General features: G+C 68.6%; 27 protein-coding genes. 15 read left to right on the top strand and 12 right to left on the bottom strand.

Going from position 1 to position 26,586, the window contains the following annotated elements; genetic code table 11:
* Positions 1-408: 408 nt before the first annotated feature.
* Genes SM757_RS30910 through draG form a run of 3 tightly spaced genes read left to right on the top strand, consistent with a single transcriptional unit; the run spans position 409 to position 2,804 of the window.
* A complete protein-coding gene (locus tag SM757_RS30910) occupies positions 409-1,029 on the top strand; it encodes a hypothetical protein (RefSeq protein ID WP_066343516.1) in 621 nt (206 codons plus the stop codon).
* A gap of 7 nt (positions 1,030-1,036) precedes the next feature.
* Positions 1,037-1,894, top strand: coding sequence for an NAD(+)--dinitrogen-reductase ADP-D-ribosyltransferase (locus SM757_RS30905; RefSeq protein ID WP_322468283.1), 858 nt, complete (start codon positions 1,037-1,039; stop codon positions 1,892-1,894).
* Positions 1,884-2,804, top strand: coding sequence for an ADP-ribosyl-[dinitrogen reductase] hydrolase (gene draG, locus SM757_RS30900; RefSeq protein WP_066343514.1), 921 nt, complete (start codon positions 1,884-1,886; stop codon positions 2,802-2,804). Before SM757_RS30905 ends, draG begins: the two co-directional genes overlap by 11 nt.
* 96 nt (positions 2,805-2,900) lie before the next feature.
* On the opposite strand, the gene SM757_RS30895 is transcribed toward draG, so the two are convergent.
* The 8 genes from SM757_RS30895 to nifB form a co-directional block, all read right to left on the bottom strand.
* Positions 2,901-3,206, bottom strand: a complete 306-nt coding sequence (locus SM757_RS30895) for a 2Fe-2S iron-sulfur cluster-binding protein (protein ID WP_066343448.1) — start codon at positions 3,204-3,206, stop codon at positions 2,901-2,903.
* A 115-nt stretch (positions 3,207-3,321) separates the two neighbouring features.
* Positions 3,322-3,678 (bottom strand): DUF3024 domain-containing protein, encoded by a 357-nt coding sequence (locus SM757_RS30890; RefSeq protein WP_322468282.1) that lies wholly within the window; start codon positions 3,676-3,678, stop codon positions 3,322-3,324.
* A gap of 9 nt (positions 3,679-3,687) precedes the next feature.
* On the bottom strand, positions 3,688-4,023 hold the full coding sequence (locus tag SM757_RS30885; RefSeq protein ID WP_322468281.1) for a nitrogen fixation protein NifZ: 336 nt from the start codon (positions 4,021-4,023) through the stop codon (positions 3,688-3,690).
* Complete coding sequence (locus SM757_RS30880; protein WP_407655817.1) at positions 4,016-4,792, bottom strand: 4Fe4S-binding leucine-rich repeat protein; 777 nt, start codon at positions 4,790-4,792, stop codon at positions 4,016-4,018. The genes SM757_RS30885 and SM757_RS30880 overlap by 8 nt, the downstream gene beginning before the upstream one ends.
* A 23-nt stretch (positions 4,793-4,815) precedes the next feature.
* Entirely contained in the window at positions 4,816-5,385 is a 570-nt protein-coding gene (locus SM757_RS30875; RefSeq protein ID WP_322468280.1) for a hypothetical protein, read from the bottom strand.
* A gap of 2 nt (positions 5,386-5,387) precedes the next feature.
* Positions 5,388-5,771, bottom strand: a complete 384-nt coding sequence (locus tag SM757_RS30870) for a HesB/IscA family protein (protein ID WP_066343461.1) — start codon at positions 5,769-5,771, stop codon at positions 5,388-5,390.
* Between the two features lie 11 nt (positions 5,772-5,782).
* A complete protein-coding gene (locus SM757_RS30865) occupies positions 5,783-5,977 on the bottom strand; it encodes a 4Fe-4S binding protein (RefSeq protein WP_066343462.1) in 195 nt (64 codons plus the stop codon).
* 54 nt (positions 5,978-6,031) lie between these two features.
* A complete protein-coding gene (gene nifB / locus SM757_RS30860) occupies positions 6,032-7,615 on the bottom strand; it encodes a nitrogenase cofactor biosynthesis protein NifB (RefSeq protein WP_322468279.1) in 1,584 nt (527 codons plus the stop codon).
* A gap of 600 nt (positions 7,616-8,215) precedes the next feature.
* Between nifB and SM757_RS30855 the strand changes: the two genes are divergently transcribed.
* The 9 genes from SM757_RS30855 to SM757_RS30815 all read left to right on the top strand — a co-directional run bounded on the left by SM757_RS30855 (position 8,216) and on the right by SM757_RS30815 (position 19,176).
* Positions 8,216-10,033, top strand: coding sequence for a hybrid sensor histidine kinase/response regulator (locus SM757_RS30855; RefSeq protein WP_322468278.1), 1,818 nt, complete (start codon positions 8,216-8,218; stop codon positions 10,031-10,033).
* Positions 10,030-10,434 (top strand): response regulator, encoded by a 405-nt coding sequence (locus SM757_RS30850; protein ID WP_066342137.1) that lies wholly within the window; start codon positions 10,030-10,032, stop codon positions 10,432-10,434. The genes SM757_RS30855 and SM757_RS30850 overlap by 4 nt, the downstream gene beginning before the upstream one ends.
* Positions 10,418-10,726: an Hpt domain-containing protein gene (locus tag SM757_RS30845; protein WP_084267950.1), complete on the top strand. Its 309-nt coding sequence runs from the start codon at positions 10,418-10,420 to the stop codon at positions 10,724-10,726. The genes SM757_RS30850 and SM757_RS30845 overlap by 17 nt, the downstream gene beginning before the upstream one ends.
* Before the next feature lie 74 nt (positions 10,727-10,800).
* On the top strand, positions 10,801-11,139 hold the full coding sequence (locus SM757_RS30840) for an STAS domain-containing protein (RefSeq protein ID WP_066342150.1): 339 nt from the start codon (positions 10,801-10,803) through the stop codon (positions 11,137-11,139).
* A 143-nt stretch (positions 11,140-11,282) separates the two neighbouring features.
* Positions 11,283-12,371 carry an aldose 1-epimerase gene (locus SM757_RS30835; RefSeq protein ID WP_322468277.1) on the top strand — a complete coding sequence of 363 codons (1,089 nt, stop codon included), beginning with the start codon at positions 11,283-11,285 and terminating at the stop codon, positions 12,369-12,371.
* Positions 12,372-12,710: 339 nt separating this feature from the next.
* Positions 12,711-15,506, top strand: a complete 2,796-nt coding sequence (locus SM757_RS30830) for a SpoIIE family protein phosphatase (RefSeq protein WP_322468276.1) — start codon at positions 12,711-12,713, stop codon at positions 15,504-15,506.
* Positions 15,507-15,692: 186 nt separating this feature from the next.
* Positions 15,693-17,486, top strand: coding sequence for a sensor histidine kinase (locus SM757_RS30825; RefSeq protein ID WP_322468275.1), 1,794 nt, complete (start codon positions 15,693-15,695; stop codon positions 17,484-17,486).
* Positions 17,483-17,866 (top strand): response regulator, encoded by a 384-nt coding sequence (locus SM757_RS30820; protein ID WP_066342142.1) that lies wholly within the window; start codon positions 17,483-17,485, stop codon positions 17,864-17,866. The genes SM757_RS30825 and SM757_RS30820 overlap by 4 nt, the downstream gene beginning before the upstream one ends.
* Positions 17,863-19,176 (top strand): EAL domain-containing response regulator, encoded by a 1,314-nt coding sequence (locus tag SM757_RS30815; protein WP_066342143.1) that lies wholly within the window; start codon positions 17,863-17,865, stop codon positions 19,174-19,176. The genes SM757_RS30820 and SM757_RS30815 overlap by 4 nt, the downstream gene beginning before the upstream one ends.
* Before the next feature lie 74 nt (positions 19,177-19,250).
* Here the strand turns inward: SM757_RS30815 and SM757_RS30810 are convergent, their stop codons facing one another.
* On the bottom strand, positions 19,251-19,739 hold the full coding sequence (locus SM757_RS30810; protein WP_066342144.1) for a GAF domain-containing protein: 489 nt from the start codon (positions 19,737-19,739) through the stop codon (positions 19,251-19,253).
* Between the two features lie 176 nt (positions 19,740-19,915).
* On the opposite strand from SM757_RS30810, the gene SM757_RS30805 reads away from it, so the two are divergent.
* Positions 19,916-20,674, top strand: a complete 759-nt coding sequence (locus SM757_RS30805) for a PilZ domain-containing protein (RefSeq protein ID WP_157119284.1) — start codon at positions 19,916-19,918, stop codon at positions 20,672-20,674.
* A gap of 49 nt (positions 20,675-20,723) precedes the next feature.
* Here the strand turns inward: SM757_RS30805 and SM757_RS30800 are convergent, their stop codons facing one another.
* From SM757_RS30800 to SM757_RS30790, 3 genes are all read right to left on the bottom strand, one after another.
* Complete coding sequence (locus tag SM757_RS30800) at positions 20,724-21,413, bottom strand: response regulator transcription factor (protein WP_066342146.1); 690 nt, start codon at positions 21,411-21,413, stop codon at positions 20,724-20,726.
* 436 nt (positions 21,414-21,849) lie between these two features.
* Positions 21,850-22,257: a C40 family peptidase gene (locus SM757_RS30795; RefSeq protein WP_322468274.1), complete on the bottom strand. Its 408-nt coding sequence runs from the start codon at positions 22,255-22,257 to the stop codon at positions 21,850-21,852.
* A gap of 234 nt (positions 22,258-22,491) precedes the next feature.
* A complete protein-coding gene (locus tag SM757_RS30790) occupies positions 22,492-23,451 on the bottom strand; it encodes a CAP domain-containing protein (protein WP_322468273.1) in 960 nt (319 codons plus the stop codon).
* Between the two features lie 181 nt (positions 23,452-23,632).
* Between SM757_RS30790 and SM757_RS30785 the strand changes: the two genes are divergently transcribed.
* Positions 23,633-25,417 (top strand): glycoside hydrolase family 2 protein, encoded by a 1,785-nt coding sequence (locus SM757_RS30785; protein ID WP_066342149.1) that lies wholly within the window; start codon positions 23,633-23,635, stop codon positions 25,415-25,417.
* A gap of 29 nt (positions 25,418-25,446) precedes the next feature.
* Entirely contained in the window at positions 25,447-26,547 is a 1,101-nt protein-coding gene (galK, locus tag SM757_RS30780; RefSeq protein WP_322468272.1) for a galactokinase, read from the top strand.
* Positions 26,548-26,586 lie beyond the last annotated feature (39 nt).

Genomic DNA, 26,586 nt, shown 5'->3' with positions numbered 1-26,586 from the left:
GTGAACGAGAAGTTGACGAATCTGTGGGCGTCGTCGCGATCTCAATGCAGCCTTAGGTGCCTATGGTCTTCTTCTGCAGCGCCTCGGGGGACTGGCATGGGGTCCGCGCATCCAGCCCTACGCAATGGCCGTGCCATGTGGTCGCTCAGAGGGAAGCGCCCTCCAATGCGCTCCGGGCCGGTTGCGCAACGCATACAAACCCGGTGGGAATGTCGGAAAGGCGACAAAGGCCGGAGCTGGCCTTGTCGGGAAGGCGCTTTTGCGTCATGCGGCCCCGCGCCACGGGGCTGGTATGCGAGGGATTTGCGGTGGTACGGGGGTTGCATAAGGGCTTGCAAGGGCTTTGCGTGCGCTTGATGTTGCGCAAGGCCTCGTGACCATTCACATCTCAACCCACCGGAGTCCTTGATGACCGCTACCGTTGCCGCTTCCCCCGTCGCCGCCGCTCTGGCCGACACCGCCATGGCGCCCCTGGAGGCACAAGGGCGGCTGCTGAACCCCGTGCTCAAGGCCGCTACCAAGAAGCCGGGCCGCGTGGGCTTCCGCGGCGAGCTGGCCCTGCGCTTCGCCCCCAAGCTGGCTGACGAAGCCCGCCCGCCTGAGCTGACCTGCGACCAGGTCATCGCCATCGCCGAGAAGGGCAACTCCAAGCTGCCGTTCTTCGCCGGCTACCTGCTGAGCTTCGAGCACCTCAAGGACGTGGCCGAAGTGCTGGGCGAGCAGCTCAGCGCCGGCGGCAAGTACTTCCTGTTCTGCAACAACATCGACCTGCTCAAGAAGTACCAGGTGGCCTACAACGGCGCGATGTTCTACGTGCTGCCCATCGACGAATCCACCGTCTACAACGAGCTGCTGGAACTGCTGTACCTGGAAAAGAGCGAGCTCAAGCGCCTGGACACCGCCGGCAAGACCGACGCCGTGGCCGACGCCGCGCTGAAGTTCGACGTGACCTTCGACAACATCACCTACGAAGAAGGCCTCAAGCTCATGGGCCCGGTGCGCAACCCGAACGAGAACCGTCCGGTCTGACGCCATCGTGTCCCTCCCGCCGGCGCTTGAGGACGATCTGCTGCTGACGGGAGAGGCCGACCCGGCCCGCTGGTATGCCACCAACCTGGTCGGCATTCCGGCGCCGCTGCTGGGCAGCGCCGAATTCAACGCGCACCCCAGGCGGCTGCGCATTGCAGGAGCCCGCGCTTCCAGCGCGGGCCTTTTTGCCTTGCTGGACCAGTGCGGCAGCGCCGCCGAGGCGCGCGGCATCTTCGAGCACTACATGGAGCTGGTGTTCGGCCTGGCCAAGCCCGCGGGGCGCGCGGCACCGTCGGAGCAGCGCCGCTGGAAGGCCAGCTACCTGAAGCTGCTGCAGGGCTGGGGCATGGATGCCAACGCCGCGGCCGGCGCCGTGCTCAAGGGCTGGGCCGAGAGCCGCTTCGGCCTGGTGCCCAGCTTTCACAAGGCGCCGCTGCAGCGCTTCCCTTCGCCGGCGTGGATGACTTACCTCGAAGAGAAGACCACCAGCCGCTACCACAACAACAACATCCACCAGCAGCTGGACCTGCTGTTCGAGTTCTGCCAGTGGATGCTGTGGCGCTTCCAACTGCTTGGGCCCGGCACGCACGTGCCGCTGTGGCGCGGCAGCACGCGCTGCGAGGAGCAGGTGGTGGGCGGCTCGCTGCGCGAGCGCCGCTGCACCATGCGGCTCAACAACGTTGTTTCCTTCAGCCTTTCGCGCGAGACGGCAGGCTGTTTCGGCGACTGGCTTCTGTACGCGCAAGTGCCCAGGGTCAAGTTGCTTCTTGTCCCCGGGTTGCTGGACACGCGCTCGCTGCAAGGCGAGTCCGAGGTGCTGGCCCTGGGGGGCGACTACGAAGTGGAGGCCAGCTATGGCGTTTGATGAAGGCGGTGCGCCCGGTGCTCTGCTGGACCGCGCTTTGGGAGCCTACCTGGGCCTGGCGTTGGGCGACGCGCTGGGCGCGACCGTGGAGTTCATGACCCCGCGCGAGATCGCGCTGCGCTTCTCGGACCAGGGTGGCGTGCACCGGCGCATCACCGGTGGCGGCTGGCTCAACCTGCCGCCCGGCCAGGTCACCGACGACACCACCATGAGCCTGGCCTTGGGCCAGGCGCTGCTGGAAGGCCGCCGCCAAGGCAAGCCCGGCGATACGCGGCTCATCGCCGAAGCATTCGTGGCTTGGTGGCGGGGCCGTCCGGTGGACTGCGGCAACACCTGCAGGCGTGGCATCCAGCGATTCATTCGCACGGGCGCCCTGTCCACGCCGTTGAACGACGGCGACGGCGGCAACGGCGCCGTGATGCGCAACCTGCCCGCTGCCCTGGCCACCTTGGGGGACGACGAGGCTTTCGAGCGCATCTCGCTGGCCCAGGCCCACCTCACGCACAACCACCCCTACTCCGACGCAGCGACCTTGGGGCTGGGACATTTGCTGCGCTTGCAACTCGCCGGGGCGAATGCCGAGGCCTTGGCGCTGCAGGCGGTGCAACTGGTGCAGAAGCACCCGGTGTTCCGCTTCGAGCCCTATCCCGGCCGCGCCAGCGGCTACGTGGTGGATACGGTGCAAACGGTGCTGTGGGCCTTCACGCAGCATGCGGATTTTGAAGAAGCCGTCGTGGCCGCCGCCAACCGCGGCGAGGACGCGGACACCACCGCCGCACTCGTGGGCATGCTCGCCGGTGCACGTTGCGGTGCGGCCGCACTGCCGCGCCATTGGCTCAAGCGCCTGGTGCCTGACGTGGCTCGCGCCATCACCGAGCAGACCAGACTGCTGGTGGCGCCGTTTCTCTAAGCGTTACCAGCGGCCCGCCCAAGAAAGGCCAAGGGCCCGCCGGATGTTCCGGCGGGCCCTGCAGAGGCGGCGCCTGGAGGCACCGCGCAGCGGGGATCAGAAGCCCGACAGTGCGCCCAGCAGCTCCACCGTCACCGGTTCTTCGCCCAGCACGCATTGGCAGGCCAGGCGCGACTTGCTGCTCACGCCCACCATGGAATCCAGCTTGGCGTTTTCCGTGGGCGAGATGCGCGAGATGCCCTTGCGGCCTTCCTTCACGAAGATATGGCAGGCGCCGCACTTGGCTTGGCCATCGCACTTGCTCTGCAGCGCTTCGCCGCCCGCGAGCAGCGCCTGCAGGATGGTCTGGCCGGCCGCGGCATCTATGACTTTGTTGGCGGGCAATACGGTGAGTTGGGGCATGGTCAGCTCCAGTGGTTGAGGGAGTCGTTCATGTGTGCACCCGGCAGCGCCGGGCACGTGGCAAACCCCGGCGGGGCCGGGAAAGTGGTTGCTTGCGGCCGAGCCGGCAGCGGCCCTAGGGCCAAAATTCGCGCAGCGGGTCCTCGCACAGTTCCTGCAGCGCCTGCATCAGCGTCACGCCGGCGGTCTTGAGCACCCAGCAGCCTTGTTCGTGGTCGCGCTTGTGCAGCAGCCAGCAGCCCAGGTTGGCGGGCAGCAGCCACGCCACGGGAATCTCGCCCCCGTCGGGGTCGACGTTGCGTGAGCAGTTTGGGCTGATCACCAGCCAACCCAGGCCCTCGCGCTGCACGCGTGGCTGCACGTAGCGGTAGCGCTTGCGCGAGCGTATGGCTCGGCGGATGCGCGCGCCGTCAAGCTCCACCACGCGGTTGCGCGCTGGGGCGACCTCCTCATCGAAGGCGGCGGCGTTCATGGCAGGCCGTCAGAGCAGGTGGCCGAGTTGCCCGGCACGCTCACCCAGTTGCTCGAGCACCTCGTCAGGCAGGTTGTCCAGCGTGCACAGCTCCTTGGCCCGCATGCCCACGCGTGTGCCGCTGTCCGGGAACTCCACGGCGTAGATGTAGAACTGCTGCAGGAAGGTGCCTATGGAGCGCACGTAGCCGATCTCGCCACGGTTGACCAGCACGTCGCCGATGTCCTTGCCGTTGTAGGTGCCGTCGTTGCGTATGACGCTGCGGCTGATGACGCGCTCGCCCATGGCATAGCGCGGCGGCAGCGCGATCTCGATGATGTCGTCGTCTCGGGCAATGTCAGCCATGGGTGCACTCCAGTTCAGCCTGGCGCGCGGCGGCCCGCTCGCGCACCTCGGGTTCCTCGTCGCTCAGCAGCCGCTCCAGCACATGGCCCAGGGCGCGGCCCGCGGCTTCCCAGCGAACGGTCCAGTCGCCGTCCGTGGCCAGTGCGTCCAGCAGCGGCGCGGGCAGCCGCTCGGCCACGATGCGCCGCACTTCCGGTGCCGCGTCTTCCACCATGCGCCACAGCGAGGGCATTTGCAGCCGGCGGGCCACTTCCAGCCGCACCTGCAGGTCCACGTCGTGCATCAGCAGCGGCAGCAGGGCCTCCGGCAGCCGCCGCGCGACGGTCTGGCGCACCTGGTAGTCCGGGTCCTTGAGCATGGAAGGCAAGGCGGTGGCTTCTATGCGCTGCGCCACGCGTATGCGCACTTCGCGGTGCGGGTCGTGGATCATGCGCAGCAGCAGCCGCTGCGGCACGCGCAGGGCGAGCTGCATGCGCACCGTTTCGTCCGGGTCGTCCAGCAGCGCGGGCAGGCGGAACAGCTCGGCATGGCGCGCGGCGATGGCGCGCACTTCGAAGTAGCCGTGTGCCAGATGCTCGTTGGCCAGCTCCGGCCAGGTGCGGAAGAAGCGGTCTATGCGGCGCGCATAGGCGTCCTGCATGCAGCTGCGGCCCGGCTCACAGCCGCCGCTGGCGCGCAGCCGCGCGTGCACGCAGCCGGCGCAACTGGCCTCGGTGATGGGCTCGCCCCGCCAATCGATGGATGGGATGTCGTCCGCCGTCAACTTCACTTGGGCCTCCATCTCGGGTTCCGTCAGGCGGGTGCCAGGCGGTTCCACGCCGCCGCGCCGGTGGCAACGGGCACGGGTGCGGGGTCGTCATCGTCGTCGTCGCCGCCGCGCAGGGCGCGCTGGCGCACGCCTTCAAGCAGCGCGGCGCCCACGCAGTCCTCGGGGTCCAGCGCGCGCAGCAGCGCCAGCGCGTCGCGGGCTTCCACGTCGTCGCCCAAGCGCAGGCTCAGGTAGGCGTAGCCCTTGAGGACGAAAAGGTAGAAGCGCGCGGAAGGATCGTGGCGCGCGCCGGGAAACGGTTGCGGGCGCACGTGACGCCACACGCCGGGCAGGCGCAGCGCCTGGGCGCCGACCACCAGCGCCTGCCGCGCGACGTCGCGCGCCGCGTGCAGCCGGTGGCCGTAGAAATGGTGGCGGTATAGCGCAATCAGCACCGCCGGATGTCCTGGCGCCAGGGCCTGCGCTCGCATGAGCGCGGCCATGGCGGCAGGCGGGTCGGCGCGGCGCCGACCCGCCTCGGCCAGCGCTTCCTCGACGCCCGGCGGCAAGGCCAGACCCAGGACGGCGGTGTCGAAGTCGGCTGCCGCGTCCATGCTCACATGCGCTTGATGGAGGACAGCGACACCGCGGCCTCGGCCGGCGGCGTGATCGCGTCGCCGCTGGAGCTGCAGCCGCAGGAGCCGCCCTTGGTGTTGGCAAAGGCGAAGCCGGACTGCAGCGGCGAGTCCACGTGGTCGATGGTCACGCCGTCCAGCAGCAGGCGGCTTTCGGCCGGCAGGAACATGCGCAGCCCTTCCACCGCCTGCTCGGCGTCACCGTCGCGCGGCGTGGCTTCCACGGTGAACTCGGCGGCGTAGCCCGAGCAGCCGCCCGGCTTGACCGTCAGGCGAAAGCCGCCTGCGGGCGTTTCGGAGAAACGCACCATGCGGCGCATGAACTTCAACGCCGCGGGCGTCAGGGTGAAATTGGGTTGAATCATGTTAGTTGACCTCAGGCCTTCTTGATGCAGCCGTCCACGGGGCACACCGCCACGCACTGCGGCGTGTCGAAGTGGCCCTCGCACTCCGTGCACTTGTCGGGATTGATGATGAAAGTGCCGCCCTTTTCGCGGATGGCATCGTTGGGGCACTCGGGCTCGCAGGCGGAGCAGCCGGAGCACTGGGAGGCGATGATCTTGTAGGCCATGGTGGGCTCCTCTCTTCGGACAGGTTCTCGGACAGGACTTCGTGGGTGGAACGGTCAGGCAGCGGCTTCGGCGCCGCCGGTATAGGCACCCTGGCGGATGCGCGCGTCGCCGCGCGGCCGGTGGGTGATCTCGCCGCGGGCGATGCGCTGGCGGTACTCGCCGAACCAGCTCAGGGCGGCCTTCTCAATGAATTCGTGCGCGTAGCGGTCCACCGGCTCGATGCCGGCGGCCGTGAGCTCGTCGCGCGGGCAGGCGCCGATCTTGGACACCAGCACGGCGTGGCAGTCGTTGATGGCGTTGACGATGGAAGGCAACTGTTCGTCCTCGCCGAAGCCGCCCTGGCAGTACAGGTCCACGCGGCGGTGGCCGACGAAGGTGGCCTGCGCCTTGGAGACTTCGAAGATCTGGAACTCGGTGGCGTGGCCGAAGTGCTGGTTGACCTTGCCGTGGCCCTCGGTTGCCACGGCAACCAGCACGGCCATGTCCGCGTCCACCCCGTCGTCCGCGGCCGCCTCGGCCAGCGCGGACTCCTTGGCCGCGTGCTGGGCTTGGCGCTCGCCTTCGACGCTCTCCTGGTAGGCGCGGCGCTTGTCGAGGTCGTAGACGATCTCCATCTGCTCGATCTTGTCCAGCGTGAACTCGTCGGAGCGGTCCTCGCCCAGCAGGCCCACGGCGTCGGCACGGCACTGGCGGCAGTGGCGCATGAGGTTGGCGCCGCCCATGCAGGCGTCCTGCACGGCCTTGAGCTCCTGCGCCGAGGGGCCGCGCTGGCCATTCAGGCCGAAGTACGTTCCATGCTCGGCCTCGGAGATGAGCGGCATGATGTTGTGCAGGAAGGCGCCGCGCTTCTTGACCTCGCGGTTGACCTCGATGAGGTGCTCGTCGTTGATGCCGGGGATGAGCACCGAGTTGATCTTGGTGAGCACGCCGCGCGCGGTGAGCATCTCCAGGCCCTTCATCTGCTGCTCGTGCAGGATGCGGGCGGCGTCATAACCGGTGATGCGCTTGTGGTTCCAGAAGATCCACGGGTAGATCTTCTCGCCGACAGCCGGATCGACCATGTTGATGGTGATCGTGACGTGGTCGATGTTGTATTTGCAGATCTCCTCCACCATCTCCGGCAGGGCCAGGCCGTTGGTCGAGAGGCACAGCTTGATGTCCGGGGCCTGCTCGGCGAGCATGCGGAAGGTGTCGAAGGTCTTCTTGGGGTTGGCCAGTGCGTCGCCGGGGCCGGCGATGCCCAGCACCGTCATCTGCGGAATCTCGCTGGCCACGGCCAGCACCTTCTTGACGGCCTGCTCAGGCGTGAGCTTCTGGCTGACCACGCCCGGGCGCGACTCGTTGGAGCAGTCGTACTTGCGATTGCAGTAGTTGCACTGGATGTTGCAGGCCGGGGCCACGGCCACGTGCATGCGGGCGTAGTGGTGGTGGGCCTCTTCGGAGTAGCAGGGGTGGTTCTTGACCTTGTCCCAGATCTCCTGCGGCATGTCCTCGGGGCCGGCGGAGGAGCCGCAACTGGCCTTGCCGGCGCCGCCGGTGCTGCCGCAACCACCGGCCGCGGCTTCGAGGATGTCGCTCACGGCCTGGCGGCCCTTCTTCAATCCTTCGATGGAAACGAACGCGGTGCTGTCACTCATGACGAACCTCTGGATGCCGGAAGTGCACTCCGTATTGCCAGAGCCGTGCCAGGCCGCAATCGCAATCAAATCAAGGGCTTAGGCTGTTGTGACCTTGTGAGCATTCAAACAATCGCGACAAGGCCGGCAGGACCTTTCCTTGATCTGGATCGAATTGGGCTGGCGTTGCGTGCGTTATGAACGCAGGCTGAGAGGGGTGCGCCGCCGTGGCAGGCATGCCGCCGGATGCGGCGCGGGTGCCGGCTTGGGGAGGAGAAAAGCCGGCAAATTCCGTCCCGGAAAAAAAGGCCTGCCACGGGAGTCCATGGACCGCCGCGGCAGGCTAAGCGCCCTACGGGCGCCAGGGAGGAAAAACGCGAGGCCGGCGCAGGCCGGGCCCGGCATCTGGCGGTGAGCCCGTCGGGGGTCGATCGGGTCATCGGCAGCGCCGTTGGAGGTGATTACAGGAGAGAAGCCCCCGGGAGTTGTGACAGCTTTGTCAAACAGGGCATCTGTGTATAGCCGCGTTGCGGCGTTGGCGCAGGGTCAGCGTCTAGGATGCCGTCAATCCCCGGAAGAGGTTTCCGGGACCGTTTTTCCGCTCCGCCTCCGCCGCTTCGCATGCAACTGCAGATCCTGGTCGTCGATGACATCGCCGTATCGCGCCGTGCGCTGTGCGCCTTGGTGGCAGAGCTGGGCCACGAGGCCGTGGGCGCCGACAGCGGCGAGGCCGCGCTGTCGATGATGCAGCGCCACCGTCCCGACCTCGTGCTGCTGGACCTGCTCATGCCGGACATGGACGGCTTCGAGGTCACGCGCCGCATGCGCGCGCTCGACGGCGGGCGCTGGATGCCCGTGATCGTGACCTCCTCGCTCGAAGGCGAAGAGCACTTCATACACGCGCTGGAAAGCGGCGCCGACGACTTCCTGGTCCGCCCGGTCAGCCCGGAGCTGCTGCAGGCCAAGCTGCGCCACTACGGCCATGTGCTGGGCCTGCAGCGGCAGATCGCCACGCTGGCGCAGCGCCAAAGCGACATCCTGGACAACATCCTGGACCCGGTGGTGACGCTGGACGCGGCCGGCCGCGTTGAGGAGTTCAACCGCGCGGCGCAGACGCTGGCCGGCGTGGCTGGCGAGCCGCTGGCCGCGGGCGCTTCGTGCCGTGCCATCTTCGGCATGGACCTCAGCGCCCTGCTGGCGCAGCGCGAGTGCCGTCTGCGCCGCGTCGGCGGCCAGGAGTTCGTGGCCGAGCTGGGCCTGAGCGAGTGGCACGAGCATGCGCACGTGCACTTCACGCTGGTGCTGCGCGACCTGACGGAGCAGCGCCAGGTCGAGCGCATGAAAGATGAGTTCCTCGCCACCGTCAGCCATGAGTTGCGCACGCCGCTGACCTCGGTGTTGGGCGCGCTGGGCCTGCTGGCCGGCGGTGCGGCCGGCGCGCTGCCGGCGCCGGCGCTGTCGCTGCTGGAAGTGGCCAAGCGCAACGGCACGCGGCTTGGGCGGCTCATCGACGACGTCCTGGACCTGACCAAGCTCGAAGGCGACCGCCTGGTGCTGCACCAGCGCCCGCAGGCGCTTGGGCCGCTGCTGCGCGAGGCGCTGGCGGCCAACCAGGGCTATGCGGACCGCGCTGGCGTCAAGCTCGCCGTCGAGGGGCTGGACGGCCCTGCGGTGGAGGTGCGGCTGGACGCCGACCGCTTCCAGCAGGTGATGGCCAACCTCCTGTCCAACGCCATCAAGCACTCGCCCGCGGGCGAGACCGTGCAGGTCACGCTCAACGCCGCGGCCCAGGGCGTGCGCGTGACCGTGCGCGACCGCGGCCCGGGCATAGACCCGCGCTTTCGCGCACGCATGTTTGAAAAGTTCTCCCAGGCCGACGGCACCGACCGCCGCGCCCAGGGCGGCACTGGGCTGGGCCTGTACATCACGCGCATGCTGGTGGAGCGCATGGGCGGGCGCATAGGTGCCGATGAGGTGCCCAGCGGCGCCTCGTTCAGCCTCTGGTTCCCGGCCGGCGGCTCCGTGCCGAGGTCCGTGGCCCCGCTGGTGCTGCACGTGGACGGCGACTTCGAGGCGCGCCGCCGCGTGGCCAGTTGGCTGGCGCCGTTGTGCCGCGTGCAGGGCGCCGCCACGCTGGAGCAGGCCGCCGCGCTGACCCTGGACGAGCCTCCCGCGCTGGTGGTGGGACACCCGCAGGTGCCGGCCTTGGCCGAGGAGTTCTGCGCCGGGCTGCGCCGCCTCGCGCAGGGCCGTCCGGTGCTGCTGTATGGCGACACGGTGGACCAGGCCTTCAGCGAGCGCATGGGCCTGCCGTCGCTTGAGGCCACGCACAGCGGCGCGCAGGAGCTGGCGCAAGCCGTGCTCAATGCCTTGGGCGCACCGGTAGCCCGCGTGGCGCAGGATGTGGGCAAGAGCAGGAAAGAGGAGCTCGCCCAATGAGCGAATTGCGCCGCGTGATGTGCGTCGAGGACGACGCCGACATCCGCATGATTCTGGAATTCAGCCTCGCCACCGTCGGCGGCTACGAGGTCTGCCTGTGCCCGGGCGGGCGCAGCGCCTTGCAGCAGGCGCCGCTGTTCCGGCCGGATCTGGTGCTGCTCGATGTCATGATGCCGGACCTCAGCGGTCCTGAAACCCTGGCGGCCATGCGCGAGATGCCGCAAATGCAAGGCGTGCCCGTGGTGTTCATGACCGCCAAGGCCATGCCCGACGAGCTGGAGCAACTGCTTGAGCACGGCGCCACGGGGCTGATAGTCAAACCCTTCGATCCCATGACACTTCCCAAAGACATCCTGCCGTACTGGGAGCACGGACGCGGTCGCCATGTCTCAGACCGGTAGCCCCAAAGCCCCTCCGCCCGCCGTGCAGGCCGCGCTGGCGCGGTTGCGCGAGCGTTTCATGAGCGGGCTGCCGCAGCGCTGGCAGGAAATACACGGCGCGCCTGACGCCGCCGCACAGGCGGCCGTGCTTCACCAGCTCGCCGGCGTGGCCGGCAGCTTTGGCCTGCATGCGCTGGGCGAAGCCGCGCGTGCCGGCGAACGCGCCGTGCTGGCCGGTGACGAGCCGGCCCTGGCACAGGCGCTGGCGCAAATGCGCGCCTGCCTGGAAACCGAGGGCGTGCGGCTGCCCTGAAATTGCCGGCGTCGCGCGGCTGCGGCCGCACCGACCGTGCTCCCATCCAATTGCAGTACACCACCACCTCACCCATGGAACTGAACGGACGAGTCGAAGGCCACGACGTGCTGGTCATCGAGCTGCGCGAGGACAACCTGGACGCCAGCAACGTGCGCGAGTTCCGCGACGCCGTGCAGGCCCTCATGCAGCAGCACACGCGCGTCGTCCTGGACATGGCGGGCGTGAAGTTCGTGGACAGCTCGGGGCTGGGGGCGCTCATCTCCTGCCTGCGCCAGCTCAACGGCCGCCGCGGCGATTTCCGGCTTTGCGAGATGTCGCGCACCGTGCGCGCGCTGTTCGAGCTCATGCGCATGCACCGCGTCTTCAACATCCACGACAGCCGCGAAGACGCCGTCGCCTCCTTCGGCTGACGCCGCGCCTGCTCAACGGCGCAGCCCCGCCCGGCACCCCGGTTGCCCGCGTCGCGGGCGCCGCAGTGGCGCAAGCCAAGGAGATGCCGTTGAGCCCACCGCTTTCAGAGTCCGGGCCCTGCCCTGGGCTCCCCGACAGGCCCTTGCCACCCAACGGGCTGGACGTGGTGCGCCTGCACCCTCCCGACGACGGCCCTGGCGACGGACCGCGCTTCACGCAGATGGAGCTGCTGCCCGACCACGCGTTGATGGTGTGGCAGTTGCGCGCCCGGCTGCCGGGGCTGGGCGAGGTGCCGCTGCTGCACGCGCCGCCCCTGGCCGAGGCGCCGGCACTGCTGGCCGGGGGGCCGCCGGACCGCACGGGCAACAACGCCTTCAAAGTGGGCGGCGCCTTCCTGCTGCCCTTTGCCAACCGCATCCGCGGCGCCTTCTCGCCCGCGGACCGTGCGCTGCGCACCACCATTGCCGGGCGGCCGCTGCGCCTGTTCGCCAATGGCGGCGGCCAGCGCGAAGGCGCCGAGCAATACGCCATCCATGGCCTGATCCTTGGGCGGCCCGTGGACGCCTGGGAGCGCGCGGATACCGCCCAAAGCGGCGCCGTGCGCGCCACCTTGCGCGCCGGCGACTTCGGCGGCTGCTGGCTTTCGGACACGCGGGTCGATTTCCACATGGCCCTGCGCGCCGACGCCGTCGATCTCCGCCTCACGGCCACCAACGCCGGCCATGAGCCGCTGCCCATGGGCATGGGCTGGCATCCCTACTTCGCCCTGCCCAGCGGCGTGCGGGAGCAGGCGCGCATACGCATTCCGGCGCGCACGCGCATGGCGGTCAACGACTACGACGAGGTGCTGCCCACGGGCGAGCTCTTGCCCGTGGCCGGCACGCCCTACGACTTCTCCGGCCCACGGGGCGCGCCCTTGGGGGAACTGTACCTGGACGACTGCTTCACGGACCTGGCCAAGACGCCGCAGGGCGCCACCGTGGTGGAAGTGCTGGATCCGCAAGCCGGCTATGGCCTGCGCGTCTTTTCCTCCTCACCGCAGATCAGCGCCGTGCAGACCTTCGCCCCGCCGGACAGGCCTTTCGTGGTGCTGGAGCCGCAGTTCAATTGGGCCGATCCTTTCGGCGCGTTGTGGCGGGAGCCCGCGGGCAAGGGCATGGTTGTGTTGGCACCGGGAGCATCGGTGGACTACTGCGTGCGGCTGGAACTGTTCACGCCGGCAGCACGCTGACCCGTCCTTGCTCCCACGCCGCCCGCGTGAACTTTGCCGCGAAGTGGGCATGGCCCGTCTCGCCCGGTGAAGTGCGGTGGACGAAGTGGGCTATGGTCCCGGCTTGCGCGCCGACGGTCTGTCGCCGGCAGGCCCAGTCTCGCAGCGCTGCGGTGGCGGCCGCGGCGCTGCCACCATCCATGAAGTGCTCTTCTTGTTTGCGCGCCGGCCCGGCGCCGTTCCTGCCGCTTTGCGCCGCTCGCGCGGAACGTTGCACCGTTCAGAGCTGGCGCCATGGGGAACCGTCAGTGCGGGCAGCAAGCCCCGGCTCGGCCCGGGGCTGGTAGGCGGGTCTGCACGGTGCGCGTTCCCAATTCCTTGATTCCGCGCCGGGACCGGCCCGGCCAGCATGGGGCGGCGGACGAGGCCGCCATCGGCGCGCCCGGCGAGCCGGCGGCGCAGGCTGGCGGCGTGGGCGCGTCCGCGGGCAAGCCGCCGCGGTCCGCTCCAGGAGGTGCAGCGGCGTGGGAGGGGTCCACCGGCGACAGCGGTGAAGAGGGCGCCGCGCCCGTCTCCTGGGAAGCGTCGGCCCGCATGCTGCGCGCGCGTCGGCGCCAGTTGCGTACTGCGGTGGTGATGCTGTGCCTGCTGGTCGCCGGCGTAACCCTGGGCCTGGCGGCCTACGAGCGTGCGGAGTTCCGGCACACCGCCATGACGCAGGCCGAGTTGTATGCCCGCGTCATCGAAAGTCACGCCTCGCGCACGCTCACCGGCGTCAGCGGCACGCTGCGGCTGATGTCGCAGTCGCCGCTGTTGCGCGTGGCGGAGCCGGACATGCGCGCCGTGGCGCAGGTGTTGGGCGATCAGCTCTCGGCCCAGGCCTCGTTGCGCAGCCTCGCGGTGCTGGACGGCAGCGGGCGCGTGCTTGTGAGCTCCACGCCCACCGACGTGGGCCGGCGCATCGACCCCGCGAGGCTGCTGCGCCGCGGCATGGCCAACCCGCCGCGCGAGTGGCTGGGCCCCTTGCTGCAGGTGCGAGATCTGGGTGACTTGGCCATGACGCATGTGCCCACCTTGGGCGCGGTGGCGCTGCCGCTGGTGCGGCGCGTGACGCGCGAGGACGGGCAGGAGCTGTGGCTGGTGGCGCTGCTCAATGGCGACTACTTCGCCACCCAGCATGACTTGGCGGTGGCCGACACGCCCATGCGGCCGCTGGTGACGGACTTGCAGGGACAGCTCATCAGCACCGGCGCGGCCGAGCTGCGGCCGGGCCAGTCCGTGAGCCAGTTGCCGCCCTTCAAGCTCTACCTGCCGCAGCGCGAGCACGGCAGCTACATCGCCGACGGCAGCGACGGCGCCACCGCGGTGGGGGCCTTCCGCACCTCGCGCCAGTGGCCGCTGGTGGTGCTGGTGGAGCAGCCCTACGCGCAGCTGCGCCAGGGATGGCTGGAGCGCACCATGCTGTTCGGCGCCGTGGCCACCTCCATGTGCCTGTTGCTGGCCGTGCTGGGCATGGTGGCCGACCGCGGCATGCGCCGCGAACGGCAGACGCAGCGCCAGTTGCTGGCGGCGCACGACGAGATCGCCCGCAACCAGGAGCGTTTTCGCGCCACGTTCGAACAGGCCGCCGTGGGCATGCTGGAGCGCAGCACCGACGGCAGGCTGCTGCGCGTGAACTCGGCCCTGTGCTCACTGCTGGGCTACACCGAGGCCGAGATGCTGGCGCTGGACCCCGAGGCGCTGGTGCACCCGGACGACTGCGCCTCCAGCCTGCTCAACGTGCGGCGGCTCTTCGCCGGCGAGCTCAGCAGCCTCACGCAGGAAAAGCGCTACCGCCGCAAGGACGGGCGCTACGTCTGGGTGCGGCTCAACGCGTCCATCGCGCGCGCGGCCGACGGCCGGCCGGCCTTCATGCTGGGCATCGTGGAGGACGTTTCCGCGCGGCGCCTGGCGCTCAAGGAGCTTGAGCGCGCCCGCCAGCGCGAGCTGCGCATCGGCGCGCGCATCCAGCAGACGCTGCTGGTGCAGCCGCCCGACCAGCGCGTGCCCGGGCTGTGGCTGAGCACCTTCAACCAGGCCTCGCAGGGCATCGACGGCGACTTCGTGGAATTCCTGCCCCTGGGCGACCGGGGCATAGACATCGTCGTGGGCGACGTCATGGGCAAGGGCGTGAGCGCCGCGCTCATTGGCGCGGCCACCAAGATGCAGATCAGCCGCTGCCTGGCCGAGCTCATGGCCAGCCCCGATCACCGCGACGAGCTGCCCACGCCGGCGCAGATCGTGGGCGCGGTCAGCCGCGCGCTCACGCCCAACCTGCAGCAGCTCGAAGCCTTCGTGACCCTGTGCCACCTGCGCATAGACAGCCGCGCCGGCAAGCTCACCTGGGTGGGCTGCGGGCACGAGGAGCCCATGCTCCTCACGGCCAAGGGCTCCATCAAGGTGCTGGCCAACCAGCATCCGCCCTTGGGCGTGCTCGACGAGGACAGCTTCCAGCAGGACACCATGGACATCGCCTCCGACGAGGCGCTGTTCATGTGCTCCGACGGTGCGGTGGATGCGCTGCTGCCCGACGGCAGCCGCATGGGCCGCGAGCAGATCACGGCGCTGGTGACGGAGCTGCTGCAGTACATCCACACGCCCGCGGCGCTGTTGCACAAGCTGCGCCAGCGGCTGCAGGAGTTGGGCGCCATCTTCAAGGACGACCTGACCATGGCGCTGGCCATGCGCACCTTGGGCGACCCGCTGCGCAGCCGCCGCGAGCTGCCGGCACGGCTGGAGGCCATTTACGACGTGCGCGGGCTGGTGGAATACCGGGCGCGCCAGGCCGGGCTGGCCGACGACGAGGTGGCGCTGTTCGTGGTGGCATGCGTGGAGGCGTTCACCAACGTCGTGCGCCACGGCCGGGGCCGCCCGGGCGATTCGCCCATAGAGCTGCTGGTGTCCATCACCGACGAGGCGCTGGTCGTGGAGCTGGTGCACTTGGGCGAGGCCTTCGACGCGCCCGTGCCCACGGCGCTGGCCGAGTTCGACGACTATCCCGAGGGCGGCTTTGGCATGTTCATCATGCATTCGGCCACCGACAAGGTGGAGCACCTGCACGACCGCGGCATCAACACCGTGCGGCTGACGCACCGGCGCGCCTTGAGCCACGTCTGATCCAGGATGCCTGAGGGGTTCCCCAGGTTTTTCCTGGGTGTCCTCTCAGGGAGCCGGAAACAATGTTGCACGGCCTCTCCGCTCTGAAGTGTGATTGAACTTCACACTTATGTAACGACTTCTCACACAGCAGTTTCTAGAGTGGTCCGGTATGGAGCCGGCATGCCGTCGGCATCTTGCCGACGAATGACCTTCACCACGTTCAATCCTCAAGGCGACAGCGCGCCGCGTGCCTCTTTGAAAGGTGCGCTCATTGCGTTTGTTGCCGCGCTGCTGCTGGGCCTGTCGGCCTGGGCTGCGGTGCAGGTGAGCGAGGATTCGCAGGACGTCATGGATCAGGGCCGCACGCGCATGGACAACCTTGCGCGCTCCTTCTCCGAGCACACGGCGCTGACGCTCCAGAACGCGGACCAGGTGTTGCGCATCATCCGGCGCGACTACCTGGAGGACGGTGCGTCGCTGGACATCGCGGCCTGCCTGCAGCGCGGCGACGTCATTGATTCGCAGTTTCACCTGCTCTCGGTCATAGGTGCCGACGGCGTGGTGCTGAACTCGTCACAGCCTTTCCAGCGCGTGAACGTGCGCGACCGGGAGCATTTCCGCGTGCACGCCCAGGGCCAGGGCGACCGCCTCTTCATCAGCCGCCCCCTGGTGGGCCGGGTATCGGGGAAGGCTTCCGTCCAGGTCACGCGGCGCGCCACGGATGCCGAGGGCCGCTTTGCCGGCGTGGTGGTGGTGTCGGTGCAGCCGGAGGTGTTCACGAGCTTCCGGCGCTCGGCGGACGAGGCCCGCGGTGACCTGCTGCTCGTGGGCTACGACGGCATCGTGCGCTCGCACCTGGCGGGCACGGACCGCGAGGTGGGCCAAAGCATGGCGGGCAGCGAACTGCTGGCCGAGGCCCTGGAGCACGGCAGCGGCAGCATCGTGGCACGCTCGCCCATAGACGGGCTGGAGCGCCTCTACGCCTACCGCACGCTGGAGCCGTACGGGCTGGTGGCCTTCAGCGGCATGCGCACGGAATTGCTCCACAAGGAGATGCGCGAGCGGCAACTGCGGGTGATGGGCGCTGCGGTGCTGGCCGCGGTGGCCTTGCTGGGCTTTCTGGCGCTGATGCTGCGCGCCGAGCGCCGCCGCCAAGCGGTGATGGAGCGGCTGCAGCGCAGCGAGCGCGAGGCGCATGCGGCCAACGAGACCAAGACCCGCTTCCTGCGCACCATGTCGCAGGAGCTGCGCACGCCGCTCAACGGCATCCTGGGCTTCTCGGAGCTCATCCGCGACACCTCCACCGATCCCGAGGCGCGCGAGTTCGGCGCCATCGTCCACCACAGCGCCGAGCAACTGCACGGGCTGCTGAGTACGCTGATGGACTTGGCCAAGCTCGAGACCGGCCGCATGGGCCTGCAGGCGGAGCCGGTGGAGCTGAACGCCCTGCTGCGCGAGCTGGTGGACATGCACTTGCCCAGCGCCGAGTCCCGGGGCCTGACGCTGGCGCTGTACGTCGCGCCAGACGCGCCTGCAACCGCCGTCACCGACCGGTTGCGGCTGCTGCAGTTGCTCAATCATCTGGTGACCAATGCCCTGAAGTTCACCGAGCGCGGGCGTGTGCGCCTGTCGCTGGCGGCCGACCCGGCCGGTGTGCTCATCCGTGTACAGGACAGCGGCATTGGCATGTCGCCACTGCAGTTGCGCGCGCTCCAGGACCGCTTTGGCCCGTTGGCGGAGGACTACGTCCATCACGCTCAAGGGCCTGGCCTGGGGCTGCCGCTGGCGCGGGAACTGGCCGAAATCCTGGGCGGCTCGCTCGGCATCGACTCCACAGAGGGCGAAGGCACGCTGGCCGAGCTCAGGCTGCCCCTGCAGCTGGAGGCACGCCCCGGCGTCGCTGCGCCCACCTACAAGGATCGTCCCCTCGCTTCCACGACGCCCTATGTCGCCGCACCCGCGGCCGCAGCGGGCCGTGTCCAAGGAAATCTCACATGAAAGAAGTACCGCTCGCCCTCGTGGTGGACGACAACGCGCTCAACGGCCGGCTGGCCTCCGCACTGCTGCACCGTTTGGGCTGGCAGGCGCAGGTGGCCCAGGACGGCCCGCAAGCCCTTGAACTGCTGGAACGCCAGCGTTTTGACCTGCTGCTGCTGGATCTGCGCATGCCGTCGCTGGACGGCGCGGAAGTGTGCCGCCGCGTCCGCAAGGAGCTGCGCCTGAGCTCGCTGCCCGTGGTGGCCTACACCGCCCATGGCCTGCGGCAGGAACGGGCGGACCTGTGCGCCGCCGGCTTCGACGACCTGCTGCCCAAGCCCACCACGTTCGACGACATGCAACAGCTTTGCCGGAAGTACGCCCCGGAGGTATCCCTGTGAAGTCTTCCTCCTCTTCCCGGGCGCGCGCCGACACCACGGACGCCAAGCCGGCCACGCCCAAATCTCAAGCTGCCGCAACCGCTGCGGCAGGCCAGGGCCGCCGGGCCTGGCTGCTGCTGACGGATACGGCGCATGCCGACCAGGTGGAGTCCGAGCTGGTGGCCGCGGGCTGGCTGGTGGAGGCGCGGCACACGCAGATGCAGCACCTGCTGCTGCAACTGCATTGCGAGCCGACGGCGCCGGACGTGGTGGTGTGCGGCCTCAACTTCGAGGACGGCGACGCCTTCCGGTTGATGCGGCTGCTCAGCGGCGACGCGCGAGCGCCTGCGCTGTTTTTCTCCTCGCGGCAGCCGCGCGCGGTGCTCAAGAGCGCTTTGGCCATGGCCGCGGCCTGCAAGCTGCAGGTGGCCGGCGGGCTGGAGCGGCCGGTGGAGCCCGGCGGTGTTGCACAGGCGCTGCGCGGCTGGAACGGTGTCGAAACGGCGCAGCAGCCCGCACCGCAGACGGATCTGTCGGCCACCGCGCTGCGCGCCATGCTCACGCGCTACCGGCTGCAGGCGTGGATGCAACCGCTGCTGCGCCTGTCCAGCCGCGAGGTGGTGGGCGTGGAAGCGTTCATGCGCGGCGTGGGCGAGGACGGTTCCCCGGTGATGCCGGCCGAGCTGCTGCCCGCGCTCAAGCTCCACGGGCTGCTGGAAGAGGCAACGCTGGCCATGGCGCACCAGCTCAGCAGCTTTCTGGTCGAGTGCCTGGAGCAGGGCATGCCGCTCAGCGGCTCGCTCAACGTTTCGCTGCACTCGCTGTCGGACCCGGGCTTTTGCGGCGAGCTCTCGCGCATGGTCCACCGCAGCGGGCTGGACGCGAGCTGGATCACGCTGGAAATCGCCGAGCGGGACGCGGTGGGCGACCTGCCGCTGGTCATAGAGAACACGGCCCGCATCCGCATGCTGGGCTTCAACCTCGCGTTGGACAACTTCGGCACGGCCTATTCCAGCCTGCTGCAGTTGTCGCAACTGCCCTTCTCCGAGCTCAAGCTCGACCGCACGCTGGTGGCCGATATGGACGCCGATCTCACCAAGCAGGTCGTGGCCGGCGCTTCGGCCAGTCTGGCCCGCGGCCTGGGCATGCGCGTGGTGGCTTCCTGCGTGGAAACGGCGGCCGAGTTGCGTGCGGCGCAGGCTGCGGGCTGTACAGACGTTCAGGGCCACCTGCTGGCGCGGCCCATGCGCGTGGAGGCCATGCGCCAATGGCTGCATGGCCTGGACGCGATGCGGTTGCCGCCGGGCAGCCTGCCGGACCTGCAGGCCTGATGCTCAACCGCACCGAGACCCGCGCGGCCTACTTGGGCGAAGGCGCCCGGTGGCACGGGTGCGGCCCGGTGGTGTCAGGCGGCGATGAGTTGCTGCAGGGCTTTTGCGTAGCGCTGCAGGAGGTGCTGCTCCTGCGTGGAGAAGCGGCGCGGCTGCCTGTCCAGCGCGCACAGCGTGCCCAGCACGTGGCCGGCAGCATCGATCAAAGGCGCAGAGACGTAGGAGCGTATGTAGGGCGTGCCCGTCACCAGCGGATTGGTGGCAAAGCGCGGGTCCTGCCTGGTATCGGGCACGTGCAGCATGCGGCGCTCAGCCACCGCGTGGGCGCAAAAGGCCACCTCGCGTGGCGTCTGCCGCGGCTGCAGGCCGACGCGGGAGAGAAACCACTGGCGGTCCTGGTCCACCAGCGACACGGCCGCCATGGGCACGCGCAGCTGTTCGGCCACCGAGGCGGTGATGCGGTCAAAGGCTTGTGCCGGCGGCGTATCCAGCAGCCCCGTTCGCCGCAGCGCAGCCAGGCGCTCTGCGTCGTTGGTCGGTATGGGAGCAGGCTGAAAACACATGGGATGTATTGTCGTCTGCCCCGTTGGACGCTTCGTAACTGCTTGCCAGCCGTTGGCATTGCACAGGTTTCAAGCCTCGGCCTGCGTACCGGCGTGGCGCTACCGTGAAATATCAAGGAAGGATTGGGGAAGGCCTGGCGTGCACAACGTCGGCTATTGCCCAAAAATTACAAGGCATGAACACGAATACCGTTTGGACTGCCCTGCGACGCCTGTGGCAGCCGTCATCGCTGGCGCCGGCCGGTATCGCGGTGGACGATGCCCATATCACGGGCGATACGCCGATTCGCCGCATCTTCGAGCGGCTGTCCCGTGCCAACACGCTGATGTCACTGCGCAGCGAGGACGGCGACTTTGATGCCTTGGCCAAACTGCTGTCCGCCGGGCGCACCGGCCTGACGCTGCAGTTGCACGCGCGCGAGGGCGTGCCCGTCGACGCCATACCGCCCGTTTTGAAGGCCACGCTGTGTTGTGACATGGGCGTGCTGTTGTTTGCTCTGTCCGGCGCGCGGCTGGACCGGCACAGCGGTGCGGTGCACGTGCCCTACCCGCGGGACATCGAGCAGGTGCAGTCGCGGCGGCATTTCCGCGTGACAGCGCTCAACGGCTCCCAGTACCGTGCGGAACTGCTGCTGCCCGGCTTGGGCCGGGTGCCGCGGGTACGCAACCTCAGCGAGGAGGGCGTGTCCTTCGAGGCCAACAACGCGCCGGCCCTGGCTCAAGGCACGCTGTTCCATAACGTCATCCTGGAGCTTGACGGCGAGCCGCTGGAAGTGCCCGTACTGCAGGTGGTGCACTGCCGCGACTACGGCGACTACTGCACCGTGGGCGCGCACTTCGAGATCGTGGTGGCGGACGAGGCGAGGCAACTGCGGCGCTGGATCGCCGCGGCGCAGTCAGGCATGCTGACCAAGGCCTCGGAAGACGACGTGTGAGGCGCCGGAGCGCGGCGCGCAGGGCCGCGTCACGCGGCCCTGAAGGCGCTCAAGCCGGCTGCTCGATGCGCTCGAAGCGGTAGCCCACGCCATACACCGGGACGAGCTTCCAGCCCTTGCTGCCGTCCAGGCCCAGCTTTTTGCGCAGGCGGCTGACGTGGGTGTCCACAGTGCGGGTATCCACCTCGGCGTTGAGCCCCCAGATCTTGTTGAGCAGGTGGTCGCGTGACAGCAGCTTGCCTGGGTTCTGGAAGAGGTAGGCGCTGAGATCGAATTCCTTTTGCGTGAGCATGACCGGCTCACCGTCGAGCGACAGGCGCTGGCGCTGGATGTCGATTTCGAACGCACCCAGGCGCAGCACCGGCAGCGCGCCGGAGCGCACGCGCCGGCCCAGGGCGGCCACGCGCGCGAGCAGCTCTGCCGGCTTGGGCGGCTTGACCACGTAGTCGTCCGCGCCGGCCTGCAGCGCGGAAACGACGGTTTCTTCGTCGTCGCGCGCGGTCAGCACAAGGATGGGCGTTTCCCAGCCCAGGTTGCCGCGAGCCCATTGCAGCAGGTCAGCGCCGGTGCCGTCAGGCAGCATCCAGTCGATGAGCAGCATGTCAAAGCGCTCTTTCTTGAGTGCGTCGATGTACTGCGCCACGGTGCCATGGGCTGCCACCGTGTGGTTTGCTTCCTCCAGCCACAGCCGCAACAGGTCCTGCTGGTCCTGGTCGTCTTCTGCAATGCCGATGTGCATGGCGTCTTGAATACTTCTTCGGGTGAATCGAAACAGGATACCGCAGCGTCCTGTCCGCGCCGCGCGGGTCGTGCAGGCACATCTGCCAGTCCGGCCCTCGATTGACGTCTCTCAACGCCTGTCAGCGACTGTACGACTGCACGATCTCATTGCCACATACAAGTTTGATCCAAAAACCAAACTTCTCACGATGACACGCTCTTCTCACACGCCCAAACGCCGCGCCGTATTGAAGAAAATTTAAGGCTCAGCACAAAGGGAAGACAGGCTTTGTGTCGGTATGCGCAGGACTCCTCCCAAAGAAAGGGTCAGCGTCGATGAGATATGGGTTGCGTGTATGTTGTTTTCTTGACGCCATCAGATATTCGGAACGACGCTGAGATTCAACGCGCCGCGAAAACCGGCTGGCAGCCTGATGGACTGCACCGTTCGGTTTTCAAGGCCGGCGCACGGCCAGCAGCCGTCGGGACCAGTACGGCGCCGAGATGTGCTCCAACCGCACCTGGCCGCCCGTGGACGGTGCATGCACGAAACGATCGTTGCCCACGAATATGCCGGCATGCGTCACCTGGCTGGTGGCGCCGAAAAGCACCAGATCACCACTGCGCAGCTCTTGCGGCGGGATGTCGCGCCCCCAGTCCCGCAGGCCTGAGGTGGATCGCGGCGACACCATGCCGGCGGCGTGCCGGTACACGTGGGCAATGAGCCCGCTGCAATCGAAGCCGGACTCCGGCGTGTTGCCGCCGTAGCGGTAAGGCGTGCCGACCAGGCCCAGCGCGTACACCGTGGCGTCGCGGGCCTGCTCCTCGCTCAAGCGGGAAATGCCGGGCTCGGACGGTGTCATCCGTGAGCGCACAGCGCCTTGTGCAGGCGGCGGCGCGGTGGCACAGCCTTGCAGCAACACCACCAACGCAGCCGGGACCAGAACAAAAAACGTGGAAACGCGCATGAGGCGGATTCTCCCCGCCGACCCGCGCTGCAGGCAACGCTGCCACAGCCATGCCTGCGCGCACGCGACACCCGTCACACTGCGGCCTTGGATGCCGGCGCAACGGCGACGGCATCCAAGGCCTGAAACTCAGTTGCGGAAGTTCTGCGTCACCATCAGGCCGCGCCGGCCACCGTCCAGCACGCCTATGCCCACGCGGCCAAAGCCCGGGCGCAGGATGTTGGCGCGATGGCCGGGCGAGTTCATCAACCCGCGATGCGCCAGCTCCAGCGTGGGCGCCAGCGCCAGGTTCTCGCCCGCAAGCAGGAATCGCACTCCACCGCGGCGCATGCGGTCGAAGGGACCGCTGCCCTCCGGCGTCACGTGCGAGAAGTAGCCCCGGGCAAACATGTCGCGCGAGTGGGCGCGCGCCACTTCGGTGGCCTCGGGGTCGGCACGCAAAGGACGCAGCCCCTCCTTTTCCCGCTCCTGGTTCACCAGCTCCAGCATGCGCGCCTCCAACTCCGGCCTCGGCCGCGGGTTGGCCACGGTGTAGGACAGCGTGATGCGCTCGTCCGACTCCGGCTTGACCGTGAGCAGGTTGAACGTGCGCCCGGCCGCCTCGTCGAACACCGGCCCAAGGTGCGCCTCCACCCACTGTGCGGGCAAGGACAGCCGCTGCGCCAGGCGGCTGTCGCGCGCGGCGGCGTTGAAGCCCTCCGGCAACGGCAGGGCCAACAGCAGCATCACGGCCAGCGTGGCGTCGATGAGCCCATTGCCCAGGCCGGGCAGCAAGCCCAGCGCACGGTTGGCGCCATGGGCGTGCGCGCGCTGCGGCAGCGTCTGCGCCCGGCCCAGCAGCAAGCGGCCCAAAAGAACGCGCACGAGCATGAAGATGAGCAGGAAGGCCAGCGGCTGAGCCCAAGCCGCATCCATGTAGCGCTGCAGGTTGGGCGCCACGCGGGCATAGCCCCACAAGGCCGCGAACAAGGCGGCGGCCAGGCTCAACAGGTCCAGCGCGGACAGGATGAAGCCTCGGCGCCAGCCGCTCCACAAACCCAGCAGAACGATCAGGCCCAGCAACACGTCCACGAGGTTCAAGGGTGGCATGGCAAAGCGGGCGGCTCGTCGGAATGCGCGACTTCGGCACGCCCCGTGCCCGCAGCCTGCGTCATAGCGGCAGCGGCGTGTCGCGCCGGCCTGCTAACGGGCATAACGCTTGCCGCGCCCGTGATCCGCCGCCCCTACCCGACGGGTGGTCCGCAAACCCGACCTGACGGAGAAACAGCCCGTGGATTTCGGCTACCCCCGCCCGCAGTTGCAACGCAAGCATTGGCAATGCCTCAACGGCCCCTGGCGCTTTTGCTGGGACGACGAAGGCCGCTGTGCCTCGCCCAACGACATCGCCGACTGGCCGCTGGAAATCCAGGTGCCTTACCCGCCGGAGGCCACGGCCAGCGGCATAGGCGACCGGGGCTTCCACAAGATCTGCTGGTATGAGCGCGACGTGGACATTGCGCCCGGCAACGATCGCGTGATCCTGCGCTTCGGCGCCGTCGACTACCAGGCCAAGGTCTGGGTCAACGGCAGCCTGGCGGCCACGCACGAGGGCGGGCACACGCCGTTTGCGGCCGACATCACGCGCATGCTCTCGGCCGACGGCCGCCAGCGCATCACCGTGCAGGTGATGGACGACCCGCACGAGCTGACCAAGCCGCGCGGCAAGCAGGACTGGCAACTGGAACCGCACTCCATCTGGTATCCGCGCACCACCGGCATCTGGCAGACCGTGTGGGTGGAGCGCGTGGGCCGCATCTACGTCGACAAGATCCGTTGGACGCCCAAGGTGGAGGGCTACATGATCGGCTTCGAGGCCCGCATCGTCGGCGACGAGCTCGGGGACGATCTCTCCGTCGAGGTCGAGCTCAGCCACGGCGAGCGGCTGCTGGCGCGCGACCGCTACCGCGTCGTCCAGCACGAGGTGGACCGCTTTGTGGTGCTCTCCGATCCCGGCATAGACGACTACCGCAACGAGTTGCTGTGGAGCCCCGAGCGGCCCACCTTGATTGACGCGCGCATCCGCCTGCTGGCGGGCGAGCAGGTGCTCGACGAGTTCAGCTCCTACACCGCGCTGCGCTCGGTCACCATCCTGCGCGACCGGTTCATGCTCAACGGCCGGCCATACACCTTGCGCATGGTCCTGGACCAGGGCTACTGGCCCGACACCCTGCTGGCCGCGCCCAACGACGCCGCGCTGAAGAAGGACGTGGAGCTGGCCAAGGCCATGGGCTTCAACGGCGTGCGCAAGCACCAAAAGATTGAAGACCCACGCTACCTCTATTGGGCCGACCGGCTGGGCCTGCTGGTGTGGGGGGAAATGCCCTCGCCCTACCGTTTCACGCGCACGGCCATCAAGCGGCTCATACGCGAGTGGACGGAGGCCATAGACCGGGACTACAGCCACCCCTGCGTCATCGTCTGGGTGCCGTTCAACGAAAGCTGGGGCGTGCCCGACCTCACCGCGATACGCGAGCACCGGCACGCGGTGGAAGCGCTCTACCACCTGACCAAGACGCTGGACGCCACGCGCCCCGTCATAGGCAACGACGGCTGGGAATCCAGCGCGACGGACATCATCGGCATACACGACTACGACGCCAACCTGGACCATATCCGCCAGCGCTACGGCGGCGAGACCAAGACCGAGCAGCTCTTCGACCGGCGCCGCCCGGGCGGGCGCATCCTGACGCTGGACGGCTACCCGCACCGCGGCCAGCCCATCATGCTCACGGAGTTTGGCGGCATACGGTTCATCAAGAAGCCGGAGCCTGGCGTGAAGTCCACCTGGGGCTACAGCTCGGCGATGGACGAAGAGACCTTCGCGCGCCAGTACGAGGAGTTGCTGCACACCATCATCCACACGGCGCTGTTCAGCGGCTTTTGCTACACGCAGTTTGCCGACACCTTCCAGGAAGCCAACGGGCTGCTGATGGCCGACCGCACGCCCAAGGTTTCGATGGAACGCATTGCCGCAGCCACGCGCATTTCCGCCACGCACATCCCGGGCGTGGTGTGACGCACGCCGCCGGCCACGAGGTTTTGACGATGACCACAGCCACCACTTTCCAGGACGTTTTCGGCAGCCCGCCGGCCGTCTACGCCCGCGCGCCCGGCCGCGTGAACCTGTTGGGCGAGCACACCGACTACAACGAAGGTTTCGTGCTGCCCATCGCCATCCCGCAAAGCACGCGCGTGGCCATGCGGCGCGCAAGCGGGCCGCGCTCGCGCGTGCATGCCGCCGCCTATGGGCGCACGGTGGAGTTCGCGCCGGGCACGGACGCACCGACGGACGAAGGCAACCCGTTTGCGCGCTACGTCAGCGGCACGCTGCTCGAAGCTGCCCACGAGGGCCTGGAGGTACCCGCGCTGGACATCTTCGTGGTGTCGGACGTGCCCATAGGCGTGGGCCTGTCCTCCAGCGCGGCACTGGAGGTGGCGGTACTGCGTGCGCTGCGGGACCTGTTGGGCGCTGAAATCGACGACGTGCGCATCGCCCAAGTGGCGCAGCGGGCGGAAATCGAGCATGCGGGCGTGCGCTGCGGAATCATGGACCAGATGGCTTCCAGCCTGGCCGACACGAGAAGCGCTTTGTTCCTGGACACGCGTACGCTGCGGCGGCAGCTCATCCCACTGCCCGAAGGCAGCTCGGTGCTGGTGATGGATTCGGGCGTGGCCCGCTCGCTGGCCACCAGCGGCTACAACCAGCGCCGCGCCGAATGCGAGGCCGCCGCTGCTGCGCTGGGTGTGCCGGCGCTGCGTGACGTGGACTACGTCTCCGCCGTGGAACAGCTCACCGACGACACGCTGCGTCGCCGTGCCCGCCATGTGGTGAGCGAGAACCAGCGCGTGCTCTCCGCCGCTGCGGGCGTGGATGCCATCGGCTTCGGACAGCTCATGAACGCCTCGCACGCCAGCCTGCGCGATGACTACGAAGTCTCCGTGCCGCCAGTGGACCGCCTGGTGGAGTTGCTGCAGCAACATCCCGGTGTTTTCGGCGCACGCATGACTGGCGCGGGCTGGGGCGGCGCCTGCGTGGCGCTGTGCCGTTATGGCGAGCAGGAAAAAGTGGCGAGGGATGTATTACCGGCTTATGCGGACCTGGGAGAAACGGGGCGGGCGCTGGTGCCGGAATTGGATCAATTTTAAAAGGGGTGGCATGGAAACAAGTTGGAGTTTCCGGCCCCC

Source organism: Azohydromonas lata (assembly GCF_034427735.1).
GTDB classification, from domain to species: Bacteria; Pseudomonadota; Gammaproteobacteria; order Burkholderiales; family Burkholderiaceae_C; genus Azohydromonas; species Azohydromonas lata.
This window is presented reverse-complemented; position numbering and strand designations above follow the sequence as displayed.